This is a genomic window from Microbacterium sp. NPDC055683, assembly GCF_053617895.1.
Map to the genome: position 1 here is coordinate 53,168 of NZ_JBSHGQ010000004.1, position 23,142 is coordinate 76,309.

Annotated in this window: 17 protein-coding genes; 6 read left to right on the plus strand and 11 right to left on the minus strand. The window is 73.7% G+C overall.

The features are described 5' to 3' along the window. Positions 1-26: 26 nt before the first annotated feature. Entirely contained in the window at positions 27-1,028 is a 1,002-nt protein-coding gene (locus tag ACWGPF_RS02965; protein ID WP_452331403.1) for a DNA topoisomerase IB, read from the plus strand. Here ACWGPF_RS02965 and ACWGPF_RS02970 read toward each other — a convergent pair whose 3' ends face one another. Further along, complete coding sequence (locus ACWGPF_RS02970; protein ID WP_452331404.1) at positions 1,029-1,310, minus strand: hypothetical protein; 282 nt, start codon at positions 1,308-1,310, stop codon at positions 1,029-1,031. 86 nt (positions 1,311-1,396) lie between these two features. Here ACWGPF_RS02970 and ACWGPF_RS02975 point away from each other — a divergent pair, with 86 nt between their 5' ends. The 3 genes from ACWGPF_RS02975 to ACWGPF_RS02985 all read left to right on the plus strand — a co-directional run bounded on the left by ACWGPF_RS02975 (position 1,397) and on the right by ACWGPF_RS02985 (position 3,727). Further along, the gene (locus ACWGPF_RS02975; RefSeq protein ID WP_452331405.1) at positions 1,397-1,987 is read left to right on the plus strand and encodes a TetR/AcrR family transcriptional regulator; all 591 of its coding nucleotides are present in this window, start codon (positions 1,397-1,399) and stop codon (positions 1,985-1,987) included. 9 nt (positions 1,988-1,996) lie between these two features. Continuing rightward, entirely contained in the window at positions 1,997-2,515 is a 519-nt protein-coding gene (locus tag ACWGPF_RS02980) for a DUF1697 domain-containing protein (RefSeq protein WP_452331406.1), read from the plus strand. 213 nt (positions 2,516-2,728) lie between these two features. Continuing rightward, a complete protein-coding gene (locus ACWGPF_RS02985) occupies positions 2,729-3,727 on the plus strand; it encodes a PHP domain-containing protein (RefSeq protein WP_452331407.1) in 999 nt (332 codons plus the stop codon). Between the two features lie 109 nt (positions 3,728-3,836). Here the strand turns inward: ACWGPF_RS02985 and ACWGPF_RS02990 are convergent, their stop codons facing one another. From ACWGPF_RS02990 to ACWGPF_RS03030, 9 genes are all read right to left on the minus strand, one after another. Then, the gene (locus ACWGPF_RS02990) at positions 3,837-4,802 is read right to left on the minus strand and encodes a GlxA family transcriptional regulator (protein WP_452331408.1); all 966 of its coding nucleotides are present in this window, start codon (positions 4,800-4,802) and stop codon (positions 3,837-3,839) included. A gap of 1 nt (position 4,803) precedes the next feature. After that, positions 4,804-5,781: a zinc-binding metallopeptidase family protein gene (locus ACWGPF_RS02995; RefSeq protein WP_452331409.1), complete on the minus strand. Its 978-nt coding sequence runs from the start codon at positions 5,779-5,781 to the stop codon at positions 4,804-4,806. After that, positions 5,778-6,683 (minus strand): transglutaminase family protein, encoded by a 906-nt coding sequence (locus tag ACWGPF_RS03000; RefSeq protein WP_452331410.1) that lies wholly within the window; start codon positions 6,681-6,683, stop codon positions 5,778-5,780. Before ACWGPF_RS03000 ends, ACWGPF_RS02995 begins: the two co-directional genes overlap by 4 nt. After that, positions 6,680-9,175: a circularly permuted type 2 ATP-grasp protein gene (locus ACWGPF_RS03005; protein WP_452331411.1), complete on the minus strand. Its 2,496-nt coding sequence runs from the start codon at positions 9,173-9,175 to the stop codon at positions 6,680-6,682. Before ACWGPF_RS03005 ends, ACWGPF_RS03000 begins: the two co-directional genes overlap by 4 nt. Beyond that, positions 9,172-12,450, minus strand: coding sequence for a transglutaminase family protein (locus ACWGPF_RS03010; protein WP_452331412.1), 3,279 nt, complete (start codon positions 12,448-12,450; stop codon positions 9,172-9,174). The genes ACWGPF_RS03005 and ACWGPF_RS03010 overlap by 4 nt, the downstream gene beginning before the upstream one ends. A gap of 70 nt (positions 12,451-12,520) precedes the next feature. After that, a complete protein-coding gene (locus ACWGPF_RS03015) occupies positions 12,521-14,536 on the minus strand; it encodes an APC family permease (protein WP_452331413.1) in 2,016 nt (671 codons plus the stop codon). 79 nt (positions 14,537-14,615) lie between these two features. Next, entirely contained in the window at positions 14,616-18,005 is a 3,390-nt protein-coding gene (cydC, locus tag ACWGPF_RS03020; RefSeq protein WP_452331414.1) for a thiol reductant ABC exporter subunit CydC, read from the minus strand. Continuing rightward, complete coding sequence (cydB, locus tag ACWGPF_RS03025) at positions 18,002-19,039, minus strand: cytochrome d ubiquinol oxidase subunit II (protein ID WP_452331415.1); 1,038 nt, start codon at positions 19,037-19,039, stop codon at positions 18,002-18,004. Before cydB ends, cydC begins: the two co-directional genes overlap by 4 nt. Positions 19,040-19,051: 12 nt before the next feature. Then, positions 19,052-20,632 carry a cytochrome ubiquinol oxidase subunit I gene (locus ACWGPF_RS03030; RefSeq protein ID WP_452331416.1) on the minus strand — a complete coding sequence of 527 codons (1,581 nt, stop codon included), beginning with the start codon at positions 20,630-20,632 and terminating at the stop codon, positions 19,052-19,054. A gap of 172 nt (positions 20,633-20,804) precedes the next feature. On the opposite strand from ACWGPF_RS03030, the gene ACWGPF_RS03035 reads away from it, so the two are divergent. Both ACWGPF_RS03035 and ACWGPF_RS03040 read left to right on the plus strand, forming a co-directional pair. After that, positions 20,805-21,161 (plus strand): BlaI/MecI/CopY family transcriptional regulator, encoded by a 357-nt coding sequence (locus ACWGPF_RS03035; RefSeq protein ID WP_452331417.1) that lies wholly within the window; start codon positions 20,805-20,807, stop codon positions 21,159-21,161. A gap of 11 nt (positions 21,162-21,172) precedes the next feature. Next, entirely contained in the window at positions 21,173-21,991 is an 819-nt protein-coding gene (locus ACWGPF_RS03040; protein ID WP_345440973.1) for a M56 family metallopeptidase, read from the plus strand. Between the two features lie 142 nt (positions 21,992-22,133). On the opposite strand, the gene ACWGPF_RS03045 is transcribed toward ACWGPF_RS03040, so the two are convergent. Beyond that, positions 22,134-23,117 (minus strand): LacI family DNA-binding transcriptional regulator, encoded by a 984-nt coding sequence (locus ACWGPF_RS03045; RefSeq protein WP_452331418.1) that lies wholly within the window; start codon positions 23,115-23,117, stop codon positions 22,134-22,136. Positions 23,118-23,142: the final 25 nt, after the last annotated feature.

Sequence of the window (23,142 nt, forward strand, 5' to 3'; positions counted from 1 at the left end):
GGGGCCGCGCGCCGCAGACTGACGGGATGGTCCGCCTGCGCCGCACCTCGCCCGATCAGCCGGGGTGGACGCGTCGGCGGTCCGGACGCGGCTTCGCCTACCTCGATGCGGACGGCGCACGCCTGCCCGCCGCCGATGTCGCGCGCATCCGCTCGCTCGTCATCCCGCCGGCGTGGCGCGACGTCTGGATCAGCCCGCACGAGAACGGCCACCTGCAGGCCGTCGGGACCGACGACGCGGGGCGGCGGCAGTACCTCTACCATCCCGAGTGGCGCGCGCGTCGCGACGCGGCGAAGTTCGACCGCGTGCTCGACTTCGGCGAGGCGCTCGGGCGCTCCCGGCCTCGACTGCTCGACGACCTCGGCCGTGACGGGATGCCGGTCGAGCGGGCGTGCGCGACGGCCGCGCGCCTCCTCGACCTGGGCTGCTTCCGCATCGGCGACGACGTGTACGCCGATCGCCACGGCAGCTTCGGCCTGACGACGCTCGAGCGCGGGCATGTGCGCCGCGCGGGAGACGCGCTCGTCTTCCGGTTCACGGGCAAGTCCGGCGTCGAGCACCGCATCGAGATCGCCGACGAGCGCGTCGGCGCGGCCCTCGAGACCATGCGGCGCCGGCGCGACGGGGCGCCGGCGCTTCTCGCCTTCCGCGACGACGGCGGATGGCGCCGCCTCACGCCCGCGCTCGTCAACGACTACGTGCGCGACGTCACGCGGCAGGAGGCGACCGCGAAGGACTTCCGCACGTGGCACGGGACCGTGCTCGCCGCCGGGAACCTCGCCGCTCGCGTCGAGGACGGGATGTCGACCACCGCCAGACGGCGCGCGGTCACGGCGACGATGCGCGATGTCGCGGCCTTCCTCGGGAACACCCCGACCGTCGCTCGCGCCTCCTACGTCGACCCGCGCGTCGTGTCGGCCTTCGAGGAGGGGCGCACGATCGCCCGGGCGGTCGCCCGCAGGCACACCGACGACGACGCCCGGCAGCTCGCTCTCGAGCGGGCCACGCTGCGCCTCATCCGGGGCTGATCAGGCGTCGGCCACGGAGTCGGCCGCGGCGTCCGCCGGCAGCGCACGCGCACGCCGCGCGGCCAGCGACATCCACGCCCTCAGCAGCTGCGGCACGACGAGGTAGACCGCGAGCGGCACGACGACGAGCGTGAGGACGAACGAGCGCAGCACGGGCGGCCAGCTCTCGCTGAAGGGCGCTGTCGCGTAGAAGCCGAGCGTGACGAGGGGGAAGATCGCGAGCCAGGTGAGAGCAGCGCGGACGTGGACGGACGGCGGAGCGACGGGGCGGTGAGTGGACACGGGGCTGCCTTCCAACTAAGCGGTTGGGATAAGTGAAGCACAGCCCGTCAGCGGTTGCAACCAGACGGTTGGGATAGGGTCGCGGCATGGCCTACGCACCGGAGGAGACGCGACGGCGCCTGCTTGCCGCCGCCGTCGACGAGTTCAGTGCGGCGGGACTCGCCGGCGCGCGCGTCGACCGCATCGCCCGCGCGGCAGGCGTCAACAAGGAGCGCATCTACGCGTACTTCGGCGACAAGGAGGGGCTCTTCGGCGCGGCGCTCGAGTCGGAGCTGCTGGCGGTCATCCACGCCGTCCCGATCAGGGGGGAAGGCGTCGACGCCGTGCTGCGGTACGCCGAGGCCGTCTTCGACTACCACGCCGCGCATCCGCAGCTGTCGCGCCTGCTCGCGTGGGAGGGGCTCGAGCGCGACGCGCCCGTCGCCTTCGAGGCCCGGTCGGCGGCGCACGCGCGCAAGATCGCGCAGATCCGGTCCGTGCTGCCCGCGCTCGACGCGCCGGCGGCGGCCGAGCTGCTCCTCACGATCGTCACGCTCGCCGACGGATGGCAGGTGTTCCGCTCCGTCGATCGGCTGTACGTCGGCGACGCGGCGGACCGGCCGGAGCGCGTCGCGGCGCGTCGCGACTTCGTCGTCGGGGCCGTGCGCGCCCTCGTCGAGTGCCTCGTCGCGCCGTAGAGTCGGGGCATGGCGGATCTCGTCGCGCTGCTGCGCGGAGTGAACGTCGGCGGCATCACGGTGCGCTCGGCCGACCTCAAGGCCCTCTTCGTCGAGCTCGGGTACGCGGATGCGCGCACCTACGTCGCGAGCGGCAATGTGCGCTTCACGGCGGAGGGCGACCGCGCCGCCGTCAAGGAGCGCATCGAGCGCGCCCTGGGCGAGCGCTTCGGCTACGAGGCGTGGATCGTGCTCGCGTCGTGCGACGAGCTGCGCACGGCGCTGACGGCCTTCCCCTTCGACGCGGCGGATCCGACCCGTCAGCCGTACATCGTGTTCTGCGCTGACGGCGACGTCCGCGACGCCGTGCTCGCCCTCGCGTCGTCGACCGACGAGGACCCCGTCGAGGCCGGTCCCGGCGTGCTGTTCTGGCATCCGCCGAAGGGGGCGAGCGTCTCGACGCCGTTCGCGAAGGAGCTCGCGCGCCCGCGCTGGAAGGCCGTGACGACGACCCGGAACATCCGGACGGTCGCGAAGATCGTCGCCTGACCGGCCCCGGAGACAGCCGAACGGGCCCGCTGTGCGTCGGGCCCGTTCGAAAGGTATGGCGGACGGGCGGCGGTGCGAGCGCTGAACCCGTCGAATACCCTCACAGGCTCTCGCGGATGATGCGCGCGGGAAAGCGGCGAGAAAGACAGTGTCCGAAAGGATCTCGCCATCCCGCCACGAGCGACCACCGCTCGGGAGGGGCAGACTGTCGGCATGGACCCGCTGGACGCCCTCACGGAGATCGCGTGGCTGCTGGAGCGCGAACGATCGTCGCGATACAGATCGAAGGCGTTCCGCTCCGCGGCGGCCGTCGTCGCGGAGCTGTCGCCATCCGATCTGCGCGACGCCGCCCGGTTGCGACGACGGGCGGGCATCGGCGAGACGACGTTCCGCGTCATCCAGGAGGCTCTCGCCGGCGAGGTGCCGACGTATCTCGCCGACCTCCGCGCGACGGCCGCCGCGGCCGTCCGCTCGGAGCTGCGCGGCCTGCTGCGCGGCGACCTGCACGCGCACTCAGACTGGTCGGACGGGCTCGCGCCCATCGACCTCATGGCCGATGCCGCGCGTCGGCTCGGGCACGCGTACCTCGCCCTCACCGACCACTCGCCCCGCCTCACGGTGGCGAACGGGCTGTCGGCCGAGCGGCTGGCGCGCCAGCTCGATCTCGTCGGCGGGTTCTCCGACGACTCCTTCGCGCTGCTCGGCGGCATCGAGGTCGACATCCTCGACGACGGCGAGCTCGACCAGGACGACTCCCTGCTCGCGCGTGTCGACGTCGTCGTCGCGAGCGTGCACTCGAAGCTCCGCATGGACGCGCGCGACATGACGCGGCGCCTGCGTGCCGCCGTCCGCCATCCGCACGCCGACGTGCTGGGACACTGCACGGGGCGCCTCGTGGAGGGCGCGCGCGGCACGCGGCCCGCCTCGGCCTTCGATGCCGCCGCCGTGTTCGCGGAGTGCGCGGAGCGCGGCGTCGCGGTCGAGATCAACTCCCGCCCCGAGCGGCAGGACCCGCCGGACGAGCTCATCGCCCTCGCCCTCGATGCGGGCTGCCTCTTCGCGATCGACAGCGACGCCCACGCGCCCGGTCAGCTGTCGCTCCTCGACCACGGGGCGGCGAGGGCGGAACGAGCCGGCGTGCCGGCCGAGCGCATCGTCACCACCTGGCCTCTCGAGCGGCTGCGCGCATGGCTCGACCGGCCGCGAGGCTGAGGGTGCCGCTCGTTCCCCCTGGGTGCCCCTTACTCTCCCTGGGTGCCGCTCACTCTCCCTGGGTGCCCCTTACTCTCCCTGGGTGCCCCTTACTCTCCCTGGGTGCCGCTCACTCTCCCTGGGTGAACGTGCGGCGGTAGTCGCTCGGGGTCGTCCCGAGGATGCGCTGGAAGTGCAGCCGCAGGTTGGCGCCCGTGCCGAGCCCGACGTCCGCGGCGATCTGCTCGACGCCGCGCTCCGACCGCTCCAGCAGCTCGCGGGCGAGGTCGATACGCGCGCGCATGATCCACTGCATGGGGGTGTAGCCCGTGTCCTCGACGAAGCGACGGGAGAAGGTGCGCGGCGAGACCGCCGCGTGCCGTGCGAGCGCCTCCAGCGTGAGCGGCTCGCCGAGACGGTGCAGCGCCCACTCCCGTGTCGCGGCGAACCGCTCGCCGATCGGCTCCGGCACGCTGCGGGGCACGTACTGCGCCTGCCCTCCGCTGCGGTACGGCGCCGCGACGAGCCGGCGGGCGGCGTGGTTCGAGGCCGCGACGCCGAGGTCCGACCGCAGGATGTGCAGGCACAGGTCGATCCCCGACGCGGCGCCCGCCGAGGTGAGCACGCTGCCCTCGTCGACGAAGAGCACGTTCTCGTCGACGTGCACGCGCGGATGGCGGCGCGCCAGCTGACGGGTGTAGTGCCAGTGGGTCGTCGCGCGGCGTCCGTCGAGCAGGCCCGTCGCCGCGAGGGCGAACGCACCCGTCGAGATCGCCGCGATGCGCGCGCCGCGCGCATGGGCCGCCACGAGCGCATCGACGACGGCCCCGGGCGGATCCTCGCGTGCCGGGTCGCGGTAGCCGGGGATGAAGACGAGGTCGGCCCACGCGAGCGCCTCCAGGCCGTGCGCCACGTGGTACGACAGGCCGTCGCCGCCCGTCACGAGGCCCGGGTCGGCCCCGCACACGCGCACCTCGTAGGGCATGCTCGCACGGGTCGTGAAGACCTGAGCCGGGATGCCGACGTCGAGGGGCTTGGCGCCCTCGAGCACGACGACGGCGACGCGCCGCAGCGGCGGGTCGGACGGGTCGGCCACGTCAGGACGGGCGCAGCGACGCGACGAAGGCGAGCTTGTCGACGACGGGCGCGGGGATGACGAAGGGGTAGAGGTCGTCCTTGCCCATCGACCGGCTGATGAGGTTGAGCCCGAGCGAGAGCGGCATCCACACGTCGGCCACGACGCGCTCGAAGGCGTCGGGCAGAGGCGTCGACACGAGCCCCGTCTCGCGCGCCGACTCGACCGTGTCGGTGATGTGGAGGTAGTGGGCCCAGGTCTCCGCGAAGTCCTCGAACGGGTGCATCGTCGCGTACGTCGTGATGAAGGCCTCGGGCCAGTCGGCGGGAGCGCCCTCGGCGTAGTGTCGGTCGATGGCTGCCTGGTAGTCGGCGGTCTCGTCTCCGAAGAGCTCGCGGGAGCGGGCGACGAGCGCGTCGTCGCGGACCAGGAGCCACTGGAAGTAGTGGCCCGACTCATGGCGCAGGTGGCCGAGCATGGTGCGGTAGGGCTCTCCCAGCTCGTCGCGCACGCGCTCGCGGTGCGACGCGTTCGCCTCCGCGAGGTCGATCGTGATGACGCCGTCGGCGTGCCCGATGACGACGTCCTCCCCGACGCTCGAGAGCATGTCGAAGCACAGACCGCCCTCCGAGTCGTCGTCGCGCCCGACCACGGGGAACCCGAGCCGGTCGAGCTCGGCCACGAGCTGCCGCTTCGCGCGTTCCGCGACGGGGAACTGCTCGAGGCCCTCCGCGTCGTCGTCGGCGGGGCGGGTGCGCGTCAGATCGCACGCCGCGCACTGCGCGCCGGGCGCGGGCGCGAGCCACGTGCATCCCGAGAGGTCGAGGTTCGCGCACACGTGCCAGACGAGGCCCTCCGCGTCGACGTACGCGCCCTCGTCGTCGAGCGGGACGATCTCCTGCTCGACGCGCGAGTATCCCAGCGCCGATCCGCAGCTCACGCAGACCGAGTTCTCGAAGTACAGGCGGTTGCCGCACACGCGGCACGAGTAGGTCCTCACGACGTGGTCTCCTTCGCGATGGGGGCGGGATCGACGGGGGCGACGTCGACCGACACGGCGAGCGTCGACCGACGCGCCTCCGTGAAGATGACGCCCTTGACGGGGGAGACGTCGCCGTAGTCGCGCCCCCACGCGACCGTGACGTACCGTTCCCCCGCCCACTGGTCGTTCGTGGGATCGACCGCGAGCCATTCGTCCGACCCCGGCAGCCAGACGGCGACCCACGCGTGCGACGCGTCGGCCCCCACGATGCGCTCCTTGCCGGGCGGCGGCTCGGTCGCGAGGTAGCCGCTGACATAGCGTGCCGCGACCCCGTGGCCGCGCAGGCAGGCGAGCGTCAGGTGGGCGAAGTCCTGGCAGACGCCTGCGCGCTTGCGGAGCACCTCGGCGACGGTGCTCGTCACGGTCGTCGCCGTGCTGTCGTACTCGAAGTCGGCGTGGATGCGGTGCACGAGGTCGGTGACCGCCTCGCCGACGGGGCGGCCGGGCACGAGCGAGGCGGCGGCGTACGCCCCCGCCTCCTCGGCATGCGCGGCCAGGGGCGACTCGAGGGCGAACTCGGTCGCCGACCAGGCCGACGCGGCGTCGGACCGCAGCGGCCGCGACGCCTCCCACGGCGCTGCGAGCGCCGTCGCGTCGTACACGGGGTCGTCGATGCGCACATCGCTCGTCGCGGCGATGACGAGCTCGCGGTGCGGCTCGACGACCTGGAAGTACGTCAGCTCGTTGCCGTATCCGTCGAGCTCCGTGCGGAGGGCGGCGGGCGCCGGCGCGATGCGCACGTCGTGTGCGGCGACGAACTGCCACGGGAGCGGCCGTGGCACGAGATGCCCGACGCCGTAGCTGTCGTGCACGTCGTCGTCGTAGGTGTACGTCGTCGTGTGGGTCACGAGATACCTCATGCGGGCACCTCCGCGGCGGCGCCCATCGAGCGCGGCAGCGGCCCGGATTCGAAGTGCACCACAGCGATGGCCTCCCCGAGCTGGCGGAGGTCGGCGAGCGCCGCCCGCAGGAACTCCTCGAGCGCCGTGCCAGGGGTGAGCGGCGTGCGTCCTCCGATGCGCGAGGCGAGGTCCTCGAGCAGCCGCTCGGGGCGCGTCGACCCCGTCGACAGGGGCAGCGCGCCGAGGTGCTCGGCGAGCGCGCCGACGGCCGCGGCGAGCGAGCGCGGGTTGTCCGCATCGATCAGCAGCAGCTCGAGGGCCTCGGCCGACCTCCCGGATCCGCCGTACCGGCGCCGGTAGGTCACGGCGCTCTCCGCCGCCGTGAGCACGCCCTCGAGCGCCTCCTCCGAGCCGGCGCCCGCGAGCGCCGGCAGCGTCGCCTGGGTGAGGAGGCACACCTGGATGGCGCGCTCCAGCTGCCGCCCCGACTCGAGCGCGTTCCAGCCGTCGTCGCGCATCATGCTCCGGGTCACGCCGTGCAGCGACAGCAGACCCGTGAGGGTGCGAGCGGCGGCATCCGAGATGGGATAGCTCTCGTCCGCCCGCAGCAGGTCGGCGGCGCGGTCGGTGGTGCCGAAGACGCGCCACGTGTCGTCGGACAGCTGGTCGCGCACTCCGGCGAGCGCGTCGCGCAGCCGTGCGAGGGCCTCCGCAGCCGATCCCTGCCGGTCGGCGTCGAGCAGCACGGAGCGATGGTCGGCATCGCGGTCCTCTCCGCGCGTTCCCGCCAGGTGGGCGAGCGCCGAGCCGAGGGCGTCCGCGCCGTCGGAGCGCCGCCTGCCGCGGGCGAGCGCGTCGGCCGTCAGCACGATGCGGACGAGGTCCTCGGCGCGCTCGGCGTACCGGCCCGCCCAGAACAGATCATCGAGCGCCCGCGGCGAGAACACGGGCGTCGCGCGCGCGAGGGCGGTGCGGACGACGCGGTCGATGCCCTGATCGGGGTCGTCCGCCTGAGCCTTGAGCACCCAGACGTCCTTCGTGATCGGCACCGCGCCGCCGGCAGGGCGGAGCGCCCGCGCGCGCGGGCCGGCATCCGCCACCATGGCGAGGCCGCCCGCGAAGGGGCGCTGCGCGGCGCCGTCGCGGACCGTGAACGCGCGCAGCGTCACGGGCGCCGCGCCGATGCGCTCGTGGTCCGGCGCGCCCTCGCGGAGCACGGGCGCCTGCGAGAGCGGGACGCGCCGCTGGGCCGCGTACCGGAGCGGCTCCCGCTCGATGCGTGCGCGCAGCTGGTCCGGGGGAGCCGACGCGAGGTCGGGCCCGCCGTCGATGCGCCGCACGATGACCTCGTCGGGGTGGGCGCGGAGGAGGTCCAGCACGGTGCGCCGCTGCGCGTCGTCGCCGCACCACCAGGTCTCCGCGACGGGCAGGCGCAGCTCCTCCCCGAGCAGCGCCTCGCAGATCGCGGGCATGACGGAGAGGAGCGCGGGGTTCTCCAGGACGCCGGCGCCGAGGCCGTTCGCGATCCGCACGTTGCCGCGGCGCACGACCTCGACGAGACCCGTGACGCCGAGCTGCGACTCGCCGCGCAGCTCGAGCGGATCGCTCCAGTCGGCGTCGACGCGGCGCAGGATGACGTCGACCCTGTCGACGGGCGCCGTCCGCGGCCATCCCGACGGCGTCATCCAGACGTGGCCGTCGCGCACGACGAGGTCGCCGCCGCGGACGAGGGGGAAGCCGAGCGCATGCGCGAGGAACGCCTGGTCGAAGGCGGTCTCCGACCGGGTGCCGGGTGAGAGCACGACGACGCGCGGGCCGTCGGCGCCCGCAGGCGCCGCCTGCACGAGCGCCGTGCGCAGCGCCGACAGGAACGGCTCGACGCGGTGGGCGCGCGTCTCGCGGTGGAGCCCCGGCAGGACGCGTGCCGTGACGCGGCGGTTCTCCATGGCGTAGCCGAGCCCCGACGGCGCCTGCACCCGGTCGGACAGGACGCGCCATTCGCCGTCGGCGCCGCGGCCGAGGTCGGTTCCCGTGAGCACGAGCGGCGCCGGGTCCGACGCTCCGACGAGCGGACGGAGGAACCCGGCGTGGCCGAAGACCGCCGCCGACGGCACGACGCGCGACGCGAGCAGCCGCTGCGGTCCGTAGAGGTCGGCGAGCAGGGCGCCGAGCAGCTCGGCGCGCTGCGCGAGCCCGACCTCGAGCCGGTCCCACTCCGCGGCGTCCAGGACGAGCGGGACGGGATCGAGCCGCCACGGCCGCGGCCTCGTGCCCTGCTGCGCGTAGCTCGCGCCGTCGTCGGCGAGCAGCTCCGCTCCCTCGGCGGAGAGCCGCGCGAGCTCGTCGGGCGTCAGGTCGGAGACCACCGATGCGAGGTCGCGCCACGCCGGGCGCAGCCGTCCGTCGGCCCCCACGACCTCGTCGAAGCGCGCCGCACCGGCCCCTCCCGTCGGGTGCAGGGGGAGCGTCGGCTGCGACAGCGATGCCGCGTAGTCACGGAGCAGGGTCACCCGATGGCGGCCCTCCGCAGATCGAGCGTGCGCGGCAGATCGGGGCTCGCGGCGCGCGCGCCGCGCTCGCGCAGCTCGGCGATGCTGTGGCGGCCCGTGCTGTGACCGAACGGTTCGAAGCGTCCGCCGCGCCGTGCCTCCGCCTCGTTCGCGTTGACGGGCGGATGCTCGTAGGCGCGCCCTCCCGGGTGCACCACGTGGTACGTCGCGCCGCCGAGGCTCACGCCCGTCGACGCGTCGACGACCTCGAACACGAGCGGCGCCTGCACGCCGATGGACGGGTGCATCGACGACCACGTCTGCCACGCGACGTACCGGATGCCGGCGGTGTACACGCCGGGTCGATCGGTCGCAGTGAGGGGCACCGGAATACTCTGACACGTCACGAGGGCGGTGCGGGGATCGAATCCCGACACGCGCACCTCGACGCGCTCGACCGAGGAGTCGACGTAGCGCGCCGTCCCCCGTCCGGTCGCCTCCTCTCCCAGCACGTTCCAGGGCTCGATCGCCTGCCGCAGCTCCAGGTCGACCGCTCCCGCGGGCGTCGGGATGGTGCGCGTGCCGATCCGCGGGAACCGGAACTCGACGAACGGGTCGAGCCAGGCGTCGTCGAACGCGATGCCGTGGGCGCGCAGATCTGCCGCGACCTGTCGGATGTCGCGCGTGACGCCCTCGGGGAGCAGGAAGTCCTCGTGCAGCCGCATGCCCCAGCGGACGAGCGGCTCGCGGTACGGGCGCTCCCAGAACATCGCGATGAGCGAGCGGACGAGGAGGGCCTGCACGAGCGCGAGCTGCGGGTGCGGCGGCATCTCGAAGCCGCGCATCTCGAGCAGGCCCAGGCGCCCGCGGCTCGTCGAGGGGTCGTACAGCTTGTCGATGCAGAACTCGGCGCGGTGCGTGTTGCCCGTGAGGTCGGTGAGCAGATGGCGGAACGACCGGTCGGCGAGCCACGGCACGGGCTCCTCCCCGAGCGACGCGGCCATGTCGAGCTGGCGCCCCAGCTCGACGAGAGCGATCTCCATCTCGTACACGGCCTCGGGGCGTCCCTCGTCGAAGCGCGGCGCCTGCGACGTGGGCCCGACGAAGCGCCCGGAGAAGAGGTACGAGAGAGACGGATGGCGCTGCCAGTACGCGATCAGGCTCGCGAGCACGTCGGGGCGGCGCAGGAGCGGGGAGTCGGCGGGTGTCGGACCGCCGAGCGTGAGGTGGTTGCCGCCGCCCGTGCCGGTGTGGAGGCCGTCGAGGTCGAACTTCTCCGTCGACAGCCGCGCCTGCCGTGCATGCTCGTAGAGGTCGAAGGTGAGATCGCGCTGCGCGGCCCAGCTCGCGGTCGGGTGGACGTTGACCTCGATGACGCCGGGGTCGGGCGTGACGACGATCTGCGCGAGCCGCGCGTCGGGCGGCGGCATGTAGCCCTCCAGGACGATGCGCGTGCCGACCGTGGCCGCGGCCTCCTCCAGGACCACGAGGAGCGTCGCGTACTCGTCGAGTGTCGCCGTCGGGGGGAGGAACACGTGCACCTGCCCGTCGCGCGCTTCGAAGGCGAGCGCCGTCCGCGCCGCCCCCTCCGGCTCGACGATGACCGGCCGGGGCGCTCCCGGCGCGACGGAGACGGGCTCAGGGCGCGCGTACGACGGCTCGCCCTGCGACGAGGGGTCGCGCCACGAGATGGAGTCGAGCGGAAGGCGCAGCCCCGCGGCGCTCGTGCCGGGGGAGAGGAAGAGCCGCCCGCGGCGGAAGCGCCATGCGGGGCTCGACCAGCGTCCGAACTCCATCGCGATCGGCAGCACCCACGCGGTCGGATCTCCCGCCTCGCGGTCGAGAGCGGCGAGCCCGTCGGCGTCGAGGTCGTCGCCGTCGGGGCGGGGACCCTCGGGGCGGCTCACCCGCGTGTGGAGGGCGATGAGCGGATCCTCGAACGCCGCGTGCAGCGAGGTCGCGGGAAGGCGCAGGAGGTCGGCGACGACGCGGGCGAGCTCGGCCGCCTCCTCCTCTGCCCGCGGGTTGCGCTCCGCCGCCCAGGGATCGGCGAAGAGGTCGGCGTCGCGCCAGAGCGGCACATCGTCCGTGCGCCACTGCAGCGCGATGTTCCAGCGCGGCAGCGGCTCTCCGGGATACCACTTGCCCTGCCCGCGGTGCACGACGCCGTTCTCGGCGTACGCCCTCCGCAGGCGCTCGGCGAGGTCGTTCGCGCGCTCCCGCTTGTGCGGGCCGTCCGCCTCGGTGCTCCACTCCGCGCTCACCTGGTCGTCGAGCGCGACGAACGTCGGCTCGCCGCCCATCGTGAGCCGCACGTCACCCGCCTGGAGCCGCGCGTCGACCTCCTCGCCGAGCGCGTCGATGCGCCGCCACTGCTCCTCGGAGTACGGCTTCGTCGTGCGCGGGTCCTCGTGCACGCGCCGCACCTCGTTGCGGAACGCGAACGTCACCTCGACGGGTTCGGTGGCGCCCTCGATGGGCGCGGCCGACGTGGGATGGGGAGCGGCGCTCAGCGGGATGTGCCCCTCGCCCGCGAACAGGGCGCTCGTCGGGTCGAGCCCGATCCATCCGGCGCCGGGGACGTACACCTCGGCCCACGCGTGCAGATCGGTGAAGTCGCTCGCCGGCCCGCTCGGACCGTCGAGCGACTCCTCGTCGGCCGCGAGCTGCACGAGGTAGCCCGAGACGAAGCGCGCCGCGAGCCCGTACCCGCGCAGCAGGCTGACGAGCAGCCACGCGCTGTCGCGGCACGAGCCGATGCCGCGGTCGAGCGTGACGTCTGGCGCCTGCACGCCGGGCTCCATGCGGATGTCGTAGTCGACGGCGCCGTAGACGGCGGCGTTGAGGTCGGACAGGAACTGCACCGTCGGGACGCCGTCGGCGGGGAGCGCGGGGAGGCGGGTGCGCCAGGCCTCCGCCGCCTCCGCGTCGTCGACCGGGCGCAGGTACGGCGCGAGATCGGCGGCCAGCTCGGGCACGTACGAGAACGGGAACCGCTCTGCGTGCTCCTCGATGAAGAAGTCGAGGGGGTTGATGACCTTCATGTCGGCGACGAGGCCCACCGTGATGGCGACGTGGTCGACGCGCTCGGGGAAGACGACGCGCGCCACCCAGCAGCCGAACGGATCCTGCTGCCAGTTGACGAAGTGGTTCGCGGGGCTGATGTCGAGCGAGTAGGCCTCGATCGGCGTGCGCGTGTGCGGGGCAGGGCGCAGCCGGACGAGATGCGGCGACACCGCCACGGGCTTCGCGAAGCGGTACTCGGTGGCATGCGTCAGCGCGACCTTGATCGACATGCGCCTATCGTGTCGCGAATCGGTTGCGGGGTGGTTACGGAATGCGCACGGATGACGACCGCGAGCCGGCTCAGCCGTCGGAACGGGCGCGCTCGACCGGCCGGCCGGCTCGCTCCTGCCCGGGGACGGGACGCGAGCGCCGCCCGTAGATGAGCTCGGACGAGTCGAGCAGCCACGGCACGAGCGCGATCTTCACGCCGTGCACGAGCATGAGCTGGCTCGCCATGCGGCGGGCGCGGCGGTTGTGGAGCAGCCCCTCCCACCAGTGCCCGACGATGTACTGCGGCAGGTAGACGGTCGCGACGGTGGGGCCGTGCTTCTCGCGGTACGCCTCGATGAACGCCTTCACCGGATGCGCGAACTCGCGGTAGGGCGACTCGACGATGACGAGCGGCACGGGGATGCGGTGCTCGCGCCACTCCCGCTGCACGCGCTCGGCCGTCTCGGGGTCGACGGCAACGTGCACGGCGAGGGTCTTCTCGTGGTGGGCCGCGAGCGCGTAGTCGACGGCCTTGAGGACGGGCTTCTGCACGCGGTTGACGAGGACGAGCGCGAGGTCGCCGCGCGATCCGAAGTGCGTGTCGTCGTCGGCCGCGATCTCGTGCTCCACATCGCGGTAGTAGCGGTTCACGCCCACCATGAGCGTCGCGAGCACCGGGATGAGGAGGAAGACGAGCCATGCCCCGTGGGTGAACTTCGTGATGGTCACGATGACGAGCACGAGCACCGTGAGCGCCGCGCCGGCGCCGTTGATGACGAGCCCCGTGCGCGCCGGCCGCCGCTCCGCCGACGCCGAGGGGAGCTCGCGCAGCACGCGCCGCCAGTGCCGCACCATCCCGAGCTGGCCGAGCGAGAACGACACGAACACGCCGATGATGTACAGCTGGATGAGGGTCGTGAGGTTGGCCTGGTACACCACGAGGATGGCGATCGCCGCGATCCCGAGGACGACCATCCCGTTCGAGAACACGAGGCGGTCTCCGCGCGTGTTGAGCGCCTTGGGCGCGTAGCCGTCGCGGGCCAGCGTCGCGCCGAGCAGCGGGAAGCCGTTGAACGCCGTGTTGGCGGCGAGGAGGAGGACGCACGCCGTCGCGGCCTGCACGACGTAGAAGAGGACGGAGCCGCCCCCGAACGTCGCCGCCGCCACCTGCGCCATGAGGCTCGGCTGCGGGGTCGCGCAGTCGAACCCGATGAGCGCGCACGGGTCCTCGGCGTAGTGCACTCCCGATACGAGCGCGAGCAGCGTGAGCCCCGAGAACAGCGCGATCGCGATGCCGCCCATCATCGTGAGCGTGAGCTGCGCGTTGCGGACCTTGGGCCGCCGGAACGCGGGGACGCCGTTCGACACGGCCTCCACGCCGGTCAGGGCCGAGCATCCGCTCGAGAACGCGCGCAGCACGAGGAGGATGACGCCCGCCTGCGTGAGGTCCTCCGCCTGCACGGCGAACTCGGCGCTCGAGGCGACGGGAGGATCGCCGGCGACGGTGCGGAGCACGCCGACGACGATCATGAGGGCGACGGAGCCGATGAAGAGGTACGTCGGGATGGCGAACACGAGCGAGGCCTCGCGCACGCCGCGCAGGTTCACGACGATGATGAGGACGACGAACAGCACCGCGAGCTCGACCCGGAGCGGCGCGATCTCGGGCACCGCCGAGATGATGTTGTCGACGCCCGAGGCGACCGAGACCGCCACCGTGAGCACGTAGTCGACGAGCAGCGCGGCCGCGACGACCACCCCCGGGATCTCTCCCAGGTTGGTGCGCGCGACCTCGTAGTCGCCGCCGCCGGAGGGGTACGCCTTGATGAGCTGCCGGTAGCTCGTCACGACGACGACGAGCAGCGCGACGACCGCGACCGCCACCCACGGGCTGAACGCGAGGAACGCGAGCCCTCCCGTCATGAGGATCATGAGCAGCTCCTGCGGCGCGTACGCGACGGAGGAGAGCGCGTCGGAGGCGAAGATCGGCAGCGCCATCTTCTTCGGCAGCAGCTGGTCGTCCAGCTTGTCGGTCGGCAGCGTCTCGCCGATGATCCACCGCTTCGCGGTGAACCCGTCACCCGGATCACGGGGCTCGTTCGTCACGACGGGCGAAACTACGCCTGCGCGGGCCTCCGTGCAAGCAGCGGGCGACGGCGTGTCGCCCGCTGTGACGCGGATCACGTCACAGCCGCACGACGGCGTCCTCCGCGTGGCGGTCGGCCATCCGATGCGATACGAGCACGACGACGCGGTCGCGCGTCGCGGCGCGCACATCCGCCATCATCGCGGCCGCGGTCGGGGCGTCGAGGTGCGCCGTCGGCTCGTCGAGGAGCACGACGTCGGCGCGCGACAGCAGCGCCCGCGCGACGGCGAGCCGCTGGCGCTCGCCGCCCGACAGGGCGGAGCCGCCCGCGCCGACCCGCGCGTCGAGGCCCTCGTCGAGCGCCGACAGAAGGGGGGAGAGGCCCGCGAGGCGCAGGGCGCCCTCGAGCGCCGCGTCGTCGGCGGACGCATCGGCGAGCAGGAGGTTGCCCCGCAGGGTCGAGTCGAAGACGTACGCGTCCTGCGGGCACCACGCGACGGCGTCCTTCCAGGCGCGCTCGCGGAAGGCCGTGAGGGGCGTGCCGTCGGCGCGCACGGCGCCCCTGGCGAGCGGGAGCGCGCCCATGACGGCCGACAGCACGGTCGACTTGCCGGCGCCCGACGGCCCGTCGAGCACGAGCCAGCGTCCGCGCAGCGCCGTGCCGTCGACCCCGTCGACCGCGGGGGCCGTCGCGCCGGGGTAGCCGATCGCGACGTCGTCGAGCGCGACCTCCGCCACGGGCCGTCCGGGGTCGCCGTCTCCCCATTCCGGCTGCGGGGCCGGGCGCAGCACGTCGCCGAGTCGTGCGAGCGCGGCGCGCAGGGCGGGCACGCGGTGCGCCGCGGCGACCGACGCGGCGAGCGGCTCGAGCACCGCGAGCGACAGCAGCGCCACGACAGAGGCGCTCTCGGCGGCGACGCCCCCGGAGAGCACGGGCACCACGACGGCGAGACCCGTCGCGCCTGCCGTCACGACGGCCGCGCCGAGCCCCGCCGACCACGCCGACCGGCGCTCGGCGCGCGCGAGCGCTGCGGCGCGGGCGTCGAGATCCGCCAGCGCGGCGTCGACGCGCCCGTTGCCGCGCAGGTCTCCGGCCGCCGCGGCGAGCGACGTCGTGCCGCGGACGATCCCCGAGCGGGCCGAGAGCCCCGCCGCCCCCGACCCCCGCGCCGAGACGACGGCGAGCACCGCCCCGGCCGCCGTGGCGACCGCGAGGACGGCGACGACGAGCCACGTGAGCTGCGGCACGACGAATGCCGTCGTCACGCCGGCGCCCGCGACGACGAGCAGTCCGACGACGAGCGGGGCGACCACGCGCGGCAGCTGGTCGCGCAGGTCGTCGGCGAGGGTGACGAGGTAGTCGAGGGGCGCACCGCCCTCCAGCAGCCGCCGAGAGCCCGCTCCGCGCGCAGCGATCGCGCGCCACAGCCGCAGCCGCAGCGCGTCGACGGCGCGGAACGCCGCGCGATGCGTCGCGAGCCGTTCGGCGTACCGGCCGACCGAGCGGCCGATGCCGAACGCGCGGACGCCGACGATGGCGACGAGGAGGTACATGATGTACTCCTCGACGCTCGCCCGCACGATGAGCCATCCCGACACGGCCGTGAGCGCGAGGCCGAGCCCCGTCGCGATGACGGCGAGCCCGACCGCGCCGAGCCACGACCACAGCTGCGGCCGCAGCAGCGCGAACAGGGTGAGGGGTCGCCGTCGTGCCGCTTCGTCGCCGCCTCCTTCCTCGCCCAACGGATATCCGCTTGTCGAAAGGACATGCGAAGACGCGTTTTCGGATGGGCTCTCGTCAAACGGATATCCGTTGGACGAGAGAGCAGGAGCAGCGGCAGGGGCAGCAGCGGCGGCGGCGGGGGCGGGGGCAGGGGCAGCGGGGGCAGCGGCGGGGCCGGATACCGGCACCGTCGCTGTCGCGAGGGCGAGGGTCTCGGGCTCGTGGCTCGCGAGCACGACGACGGCGCGGCCGGCACGGCGCAGGATGGCCGCGCGCACGAGCTCCGCCGAGGCGGAGTCGAGGTGGGCGGTCGGCTCGTCGAGCACGAGCAGCTTCGCGCCCGCGTCGACGCGGGCGAGCGCGCGGGCGACGGCGAGCCGGCGCTGCTCGCCGGGGCTGAGCTCCGCGACGGCCGCGTCGGCGCGGTCGCGGAGCCCGAGCTCGGCGAGCGCCGGCTCCGGATCGGCACCGTAGAGGGCGAGCTCGGCGCGCGGTGTCGCCGCGAACCCGTGCGGGGCCTGCGGCGCCCAGCCGAGGCCATCCGCGTCGACCCCGACGATCCGGCCCGAGACGTCGGCGTCGTCGGGGAGCGTGCCCGCGAGCGCCGCCAGCAGCGTCGACTTCCCCGCTCCCGAGGGGCCGGCGATCGACACGACGCCCGACAGCTCCGCGTCGACGGGGCGGAGGGCGGGATCCGCCCGACCCGCGTAGCGCACGGCGAGCCCCTCGAGACGGATGGCCCCCGCCGGGCCCGTGCGCACGTCGCGCGCTGCGGGGCGTGCGATGAGCTGCGTCGTGCGCTCGAGCGCCGACAGGCCGTCCTGCGAGGCGTGGAAGGCCGTGCCGACCTCGCGCAGCGCCGCGAAGCACTCGGGCGCGAGGATGAGGGCGACGAGCGCCGCCTCCAGCCCGATCGTGCCGTTGAGGAGCCGCAGCCCCAGGAACACGGCGACGACCGCGACCGAGATCGTCGCGACGAGCTCGAGGGCGAGAGCGGAGAGGAACGCCCAGCGCAGCGTCTCCTGCGTGCGCGCGCGGTACTCCCGCTGGATGCCGTCGAGCGCCTGCGTCTGCCGTTCGACACGGCCGAGGCCCACGAGCACGGGGAGGCCGCGCGCGAGCTCGGCGAGGTGGTCGCCCAGCCGGGTGAGCGCCGTCAGCGCGGCGTCCGTGCGCTGCTGGGTGTGCTTGCCGATGAGCGTCATGAAGAGCGGCACGAGCGGCACCGTGAGGACGATGACGAGCGCGCTCAGCCAGTCGGCTCCGAGGATGCGCACCCCGACCAGCAGGGGGACGACGGCGGCGGCGACGAGCGACGGCAGCGACTGCGTGTAGTAGTCGTCGAGGTCGTCGAGCCCGTCGGCGGCGAGCACGGCCGTGCCGCCGCCATCCGCCCCGCCCCGTGCGATGCGCCGCCAGAGCCTCCCGCGCAGCTCGGTCTTGACGCCAGAGGCGATGCGCCGTGCCAGCACGGCGGTCGCCCACTCGGCGGCCGCGCGCAGGAGGGCGCCGGCGAGCCCGAGAGAGAGGATGAGCCGCGTCGCCTCCGGCCCGATGCCGCCCGCGCCGAGCGCCGTGATGCCGCGCGCGACCGCCTCGGCGACGAGCACGAGGCCGAGCGCCCTGAATGCCGCGAGCAGGCCGAGCGAGAACAGCCGCCCCCTCGGCACGGGCCCCGGATCGGGGCGGCGGAAGCCGGGGGCGGACGCCGCGCGCTCCGCCTCGAGCTCCCAGGGGTCGAGGCCCGGGGCCGCGCGGCGGCTCACCGCGCGCGCAGCACGGCGGGCAGCACGATGTGCGCGTCGGGGATCATGCCCGGCGTCACGCGCTTGCGGAACACCCAGTAGCTCCACGCCTGGTAGAGCAGGATGACGGGGAGGGCGACGACGGCGACGGCGGTCATGACGCCCAGTGTGTACGAGCCGCTCGCGGCGTTCCACACCGTGAGGTCGAACGCGGGGTCGATCGTCGAGGGGAGCACGCGCGGGAACATGGCCGCGAAGATCGCCCCGGCGCCCGCGAAGCCGAACGCCGCGTAGCCGATGAACGCGCGGCCCTCGCGCCGGCGCCGCGCCTGCAGCCATCCGAACAGAGCGGCCGCGACGGCGAGGGCCGTGAGCGCCCACGACAGCGGCGTGCCGCCGAAGCGCAGCTGCACCCACAGCGCCCACACGGCGGCGGGAACGAGGCACAGCGGAGCCCAGCGCGCCGCGAAGCGCCCGGCGCGCTCGCGCACGGGGCCGTCGGACTTCAGCGCGAGGAACGTCGCGGAGTGCGCGAGCGCGAAGCCGACCACGGCGAGGCCGCCCACGACGGCAGGGAGCGTCAGCCAGACGAACGGCCCTCCCACGCGGTTGCCGTTCTCGTCGAGCGGCAGCCCGGTCGAGGTCAGCGCGAGCGCGGCCCCGATGCAGAACGCGACGATGGTCGAGCCGAGGCCGATCATCCACGTCCAGAACGTCGCCCAGCGCGCCGTCGCCACCTTGCCGCGGTACTCGATGCCGACGGCGCGCACGATGAGACCGACGAGCGTGATCGTGAGCGGGAGGTAGAGCGCGGAGAACAGCGACGCGTACCAGTGCGGGAAGGCGGCGAAGATCGCCGCGCCCGCCGTGATGAGCCACACCTCGTTGCCGTCCCACACGGGGCCGATCGTGTTGAGCATGACGCGGCGGTCCTTCTCGGCGCGGGTCGAGAAGACCATGTGCATGCCCACGCCGAGGTCGAAGCCCTCGAGGAGGAGGTAGCCGATCCAGAGGACGGCGATGGCGATGAACCAGAAGACGGGAAGGGCGTCCATGGGGAGCTCCGTTCAGTAGGCGAACGCGAGGACGTCGTCCCGCTTCGCGTCGTCGTCGGGATGGTCGTCGTCGGCTTCGTGGGCGAGCTCGGGCATCGCGCTCGCGACCCCGCCGCGGATGTACGTCACGAGGAGGAAGAGCTCGACGACGAGGAGCACGCCGTAGACGGCGGCGAGGGTGATGACCGAGAACAGCAGCTCGCCCGCCGTGACGCCGGGTGAGACGGCGGCCGCGGTGAACATGAACACGCCGTCGACGCCCGTGGCGTCGGGGTTCGGCGCGACGACGAACGGCTGCCGCCCCATCTCGGTGAAGATCCAGCCGGCGATGTTGGCCGCGAAGGGCGCGACGATGCCGAGCAGAGCGAGCCGCATGATCCAGGGGGAGCGCGGCACGGTGCCCTTGCGGGTGAGCCACAGGGCCACGACGGCGGCCGCCGCGACGATGCCGCCCAGGCCGATCATGAGGCGGAAGCCCCAGTACGTGACCCACATGACGGGCACGTACTCGACCTCGCTGCCCGCTCGGTCGCCGTACAGCTCGTCGTCGGGGATGGTCTCGCCGTACTGGTCGACGTACTGCGGCTCCAGGTCGCTGATGCCCGGCATCTCCGCGCCCCACTCGCCCGTGCCGAGGAACCCGAGCACGCCGGGGATCTCGATGAGGGTGACGACGTCGGAGCAGTCGCGCGACCCGGGGTCGCCGAGGGAGAGCACGGAGAACGCCGAGCCCGTGTGGCAGGCGGCCTCCGCCGCGGCCATCTTCATGGGCTGCTGCTCGTACATGAGCTTGCCCTGGATGTCGCCCGTCGCGACGGTGCCGGCGAAGCCGAGGATGGCGACGATCGCGCCGAAGCGCAGCGACCAGATCCAGACGCCGTGATCCTTCTCGTCGCGGCCCGGCACGTCGGGAGCCGAGCCGACGACGACGCGGCCGGACGCGTCGACCGTGTCGATGCCGTCGTGGCGCCGGCGCCACAGGTGGTACCAGGAGATGCCGAGGAGGAACATCCCGGCGACGACGAGCGCGCCGAACACGGTGTGAGTGAACGCCGCGATCGCGGTGTTGTTCGTCAGCACGGCCCAGATGTCGGTCATCACGGGGCGGCCGTCGTCGCCGAGCTCGACGCCGACGGGGTGCTGCATCCACGAGTTCGCGACGATGATGAAGTAGGCGGAGACCCACGATCCGAGCACGGCGCACCACAGCGCCGCGAGGTGCAGGCCCTTGCGGAGGCGCCCCCATCCGAAGATCCAGACGCCGAGGAAGGTGGACTCGGCGAAGAAGGCGAGCAGCCCCTCGAGGGCCAGCGGGGCGCCGAACACGTCTCCGACGAAGCGGGAGTACTCGCTCCAGGCCATCCCGAACTGGAACTCCTGCACGAGACCCGTGGCGACGCCCAGGATGAAGTTGATGAGGTAGAGCTTGCCCCAGAACTTCGTCGCCCTCAGGAACTTCTCGTCGCCCGTGCGGACCCACGCCGACTGCAGGATCGCGACCGTCATGCCGAGGCCGATCGTGAGCGGCACCATGAGGAAGTGGTAGACGGTCGTGATGCCGAACTGCCAGCGGGCGATGTCGAGGACGTCCACGCGGGTCTCCTTCGCAGGGATGAGGTCGGGGTCTCCCGGCCTGCTCGCAATTCTACGCTCTGTAGAACTACTTCGACAGAGCATAGAAGAAATTCGACGGGGAGTAGAATTGGATGGCAGGATGGCCTGATCGCGAGTCCGCGTCGCGGACGCAGGCCGGGAGGAGGTGCGCATGGGGACGCTCGGCGAACTCGAACGCGCCGTCATGGACGCCGTCTGGGACGCGCAGGTGCCCGTGACCGCGTACGACGTCAAGGAGAAGCTCGAGGGGGACGGACGTCAGCTGGCCGCCACGACGCTGCTGACCGTGCTCTCCCGTCTCGAGAAGAAGGGCTTCGTCGCCTCCGACCGCTCCGTCCGCCCCCACCGGTACACGGCGGTCGCGTCCCGCGCCGAACACGTCGCGGAGCTCATGCACGAGGTGCTCGGCGAGTCGACCGACCGGATGGCCGTGCTCGAGCGGTTCGTCGGCGGCGTCTCGGCAGAGGACGCCGCCGTGCTCCGCAAGCTGCTGCGCGGCGCCGCCTGAGCCGACATCCCATGGCCGCGGCGCTACCCGCGCTCGCCGATCCGGCACTCGACGGCGCGCTGATCATCCCGCACGATCTGATCGTGTGGGGCGCCGTCGTGCTCGGCGTCGTCGCGCTCGCTCTCGCGTGGCCCGTCCCCGTCGCCCTCTCGCGGGCGACGTGGCCCATGCGCAACCCCGTCATCGCGCTCCTGCTGTGGCAGGCGATCGGCCTCGCGGGAGGCTTCTCGATGATCGGGGCGCTCGCCCTCGCGGGCCATGCCGTGGCCCCGCGGCACGGATGGATCGCCGTCGTGCCGGCGATCGCCTTCACGGTCTACCTGCTCGTGCACCTCGCCGTCACGGTCGTGCAGGTCACGCGCCAGCGCCGGCGGCACCTGGCGCTCCTCGACATGCTCACGTCGCCCCACCCGACGCGGGCGCGGACGCGGGTCATCGACGACGCCGTGCCGGTCGCCTACTGCCTGCCCCGCGGCGCCGGCTCCGTCACGGTGCTGTCGCAGGGACTGCTCGACCGACTCGACGCCGACGAGCTCGTCGCCGTCATCGCGCATGAGCGGGCGCACGTCGAGCAGCGGCACGACATCCTGCTCCTCGCCTTCCGCGCATGGCGCTCTGCGCTGCCGTGGTTCCCGATCGCGGCGCGCGCGGAGGCAGAGGTCGCGGCGCTCGTGGAGATGCTCGCGGACGACCATGCCCGCAGGGAGGTGCGGGACGAGGTGCTGGCCCGGGCCATCCTGCACGTCGGCGCGAGCGGCGTGCCGGGCGCCGAGGCGGCCGTCTCCGGCTCGACGCGCGTGAGCGACCGCTTCCGTCGGCTCGCCGAGTAGTTGGGGCGCTGGCGGGGCGCGCGTGTCGCCGCGTTTCGGGGCGACAGTCGGATTCTGCCGGACCCCTGCCGCGTTTCGCGTCCAACGGCGTGACGGTCGCCGCGAAACGCGGCAGCGGTTCTGCCGCGAGTCGCCCCGCCCGCTACGCCGACCCGCGGATGACGACCCGAGGGCGCGGGTGGGGGAGGATGGCCGTCCTGCCCGCGAGCACGGCGTCGACGTCGACGATCTCGAACTGCGCCGCCCCGTCGCTCTGCGACACCGTCGTCAGCTGCGGGTGCGTGCGCCGCGCCAGGGGGAGGTCGTCGATGCCGATCACCGCGAGCGCTCCCGGGACGTCGACGCCTGCGCGCGCGGCGGCCCCGAGCACGCCCACGGCCACCTCGTCGTTGTACGCCGCGACGGCGGTCGCACCGTCGGCGTGCAGCCGGGCGAGCTCGTCGGCGAGGCGCTCCTGCTCGTGCAGGGGGACGGCCGTGAGCGACACGTCGTGCGCGGCCGCGGCGCCGCGAGCGCCGGCCAGCCGCAGCTCGGCGAGCGCCGCGAGCTCGGGCTCGGCGGGCGTGACGTAGACGACACGACGATGGCCTCGATCCGCGAGGTACGCGATCTGCACCTCCGCGAGCTCGCCGATGCGCTCGGAGGCGGGGTCGTCGCCGGGTGAGGGGGCGACGATGCGCTCGACGCCGGCCTGCTCCAGGAGGGCGGTGAGCGCGGGGTCGAGCCCGCCCAGGGCGACGACCGCGACGGGCTGCAGTCGCTGGGCGAGCGTGACGAGGACCTCTCCCGCCTCGTCGGCGCCCGTGTACTGGTTCACGACCGGCACGTAGCCGCGGTCGACGAGCGCTCTCGACAGCGAGCGCGTCGCGCCCGCCACGAGCGCGCCCGGCGGGATGGTGCTGCTGTCGATCACGACGATGCCCGTGCTGCGCGAGGCGAGCGCGCGTGCGTGGACGCTCGGGACGTAGCCCAGCTCATCCGCCGCCTGCTGCACGCGCTGCCGCGTGGACTCCGGGATGGTCTGCCCCGGGGTGTCGTTCAGCACGTAGCTGACGGTCGCGCGCGAGACGCCGCTGGCGCGGGCGACGTCGGCGGCCGTGATCCGGCGGGATTCCTGTGAAGCCATGCGCGTCCTTGCGATCGAGGGGGCG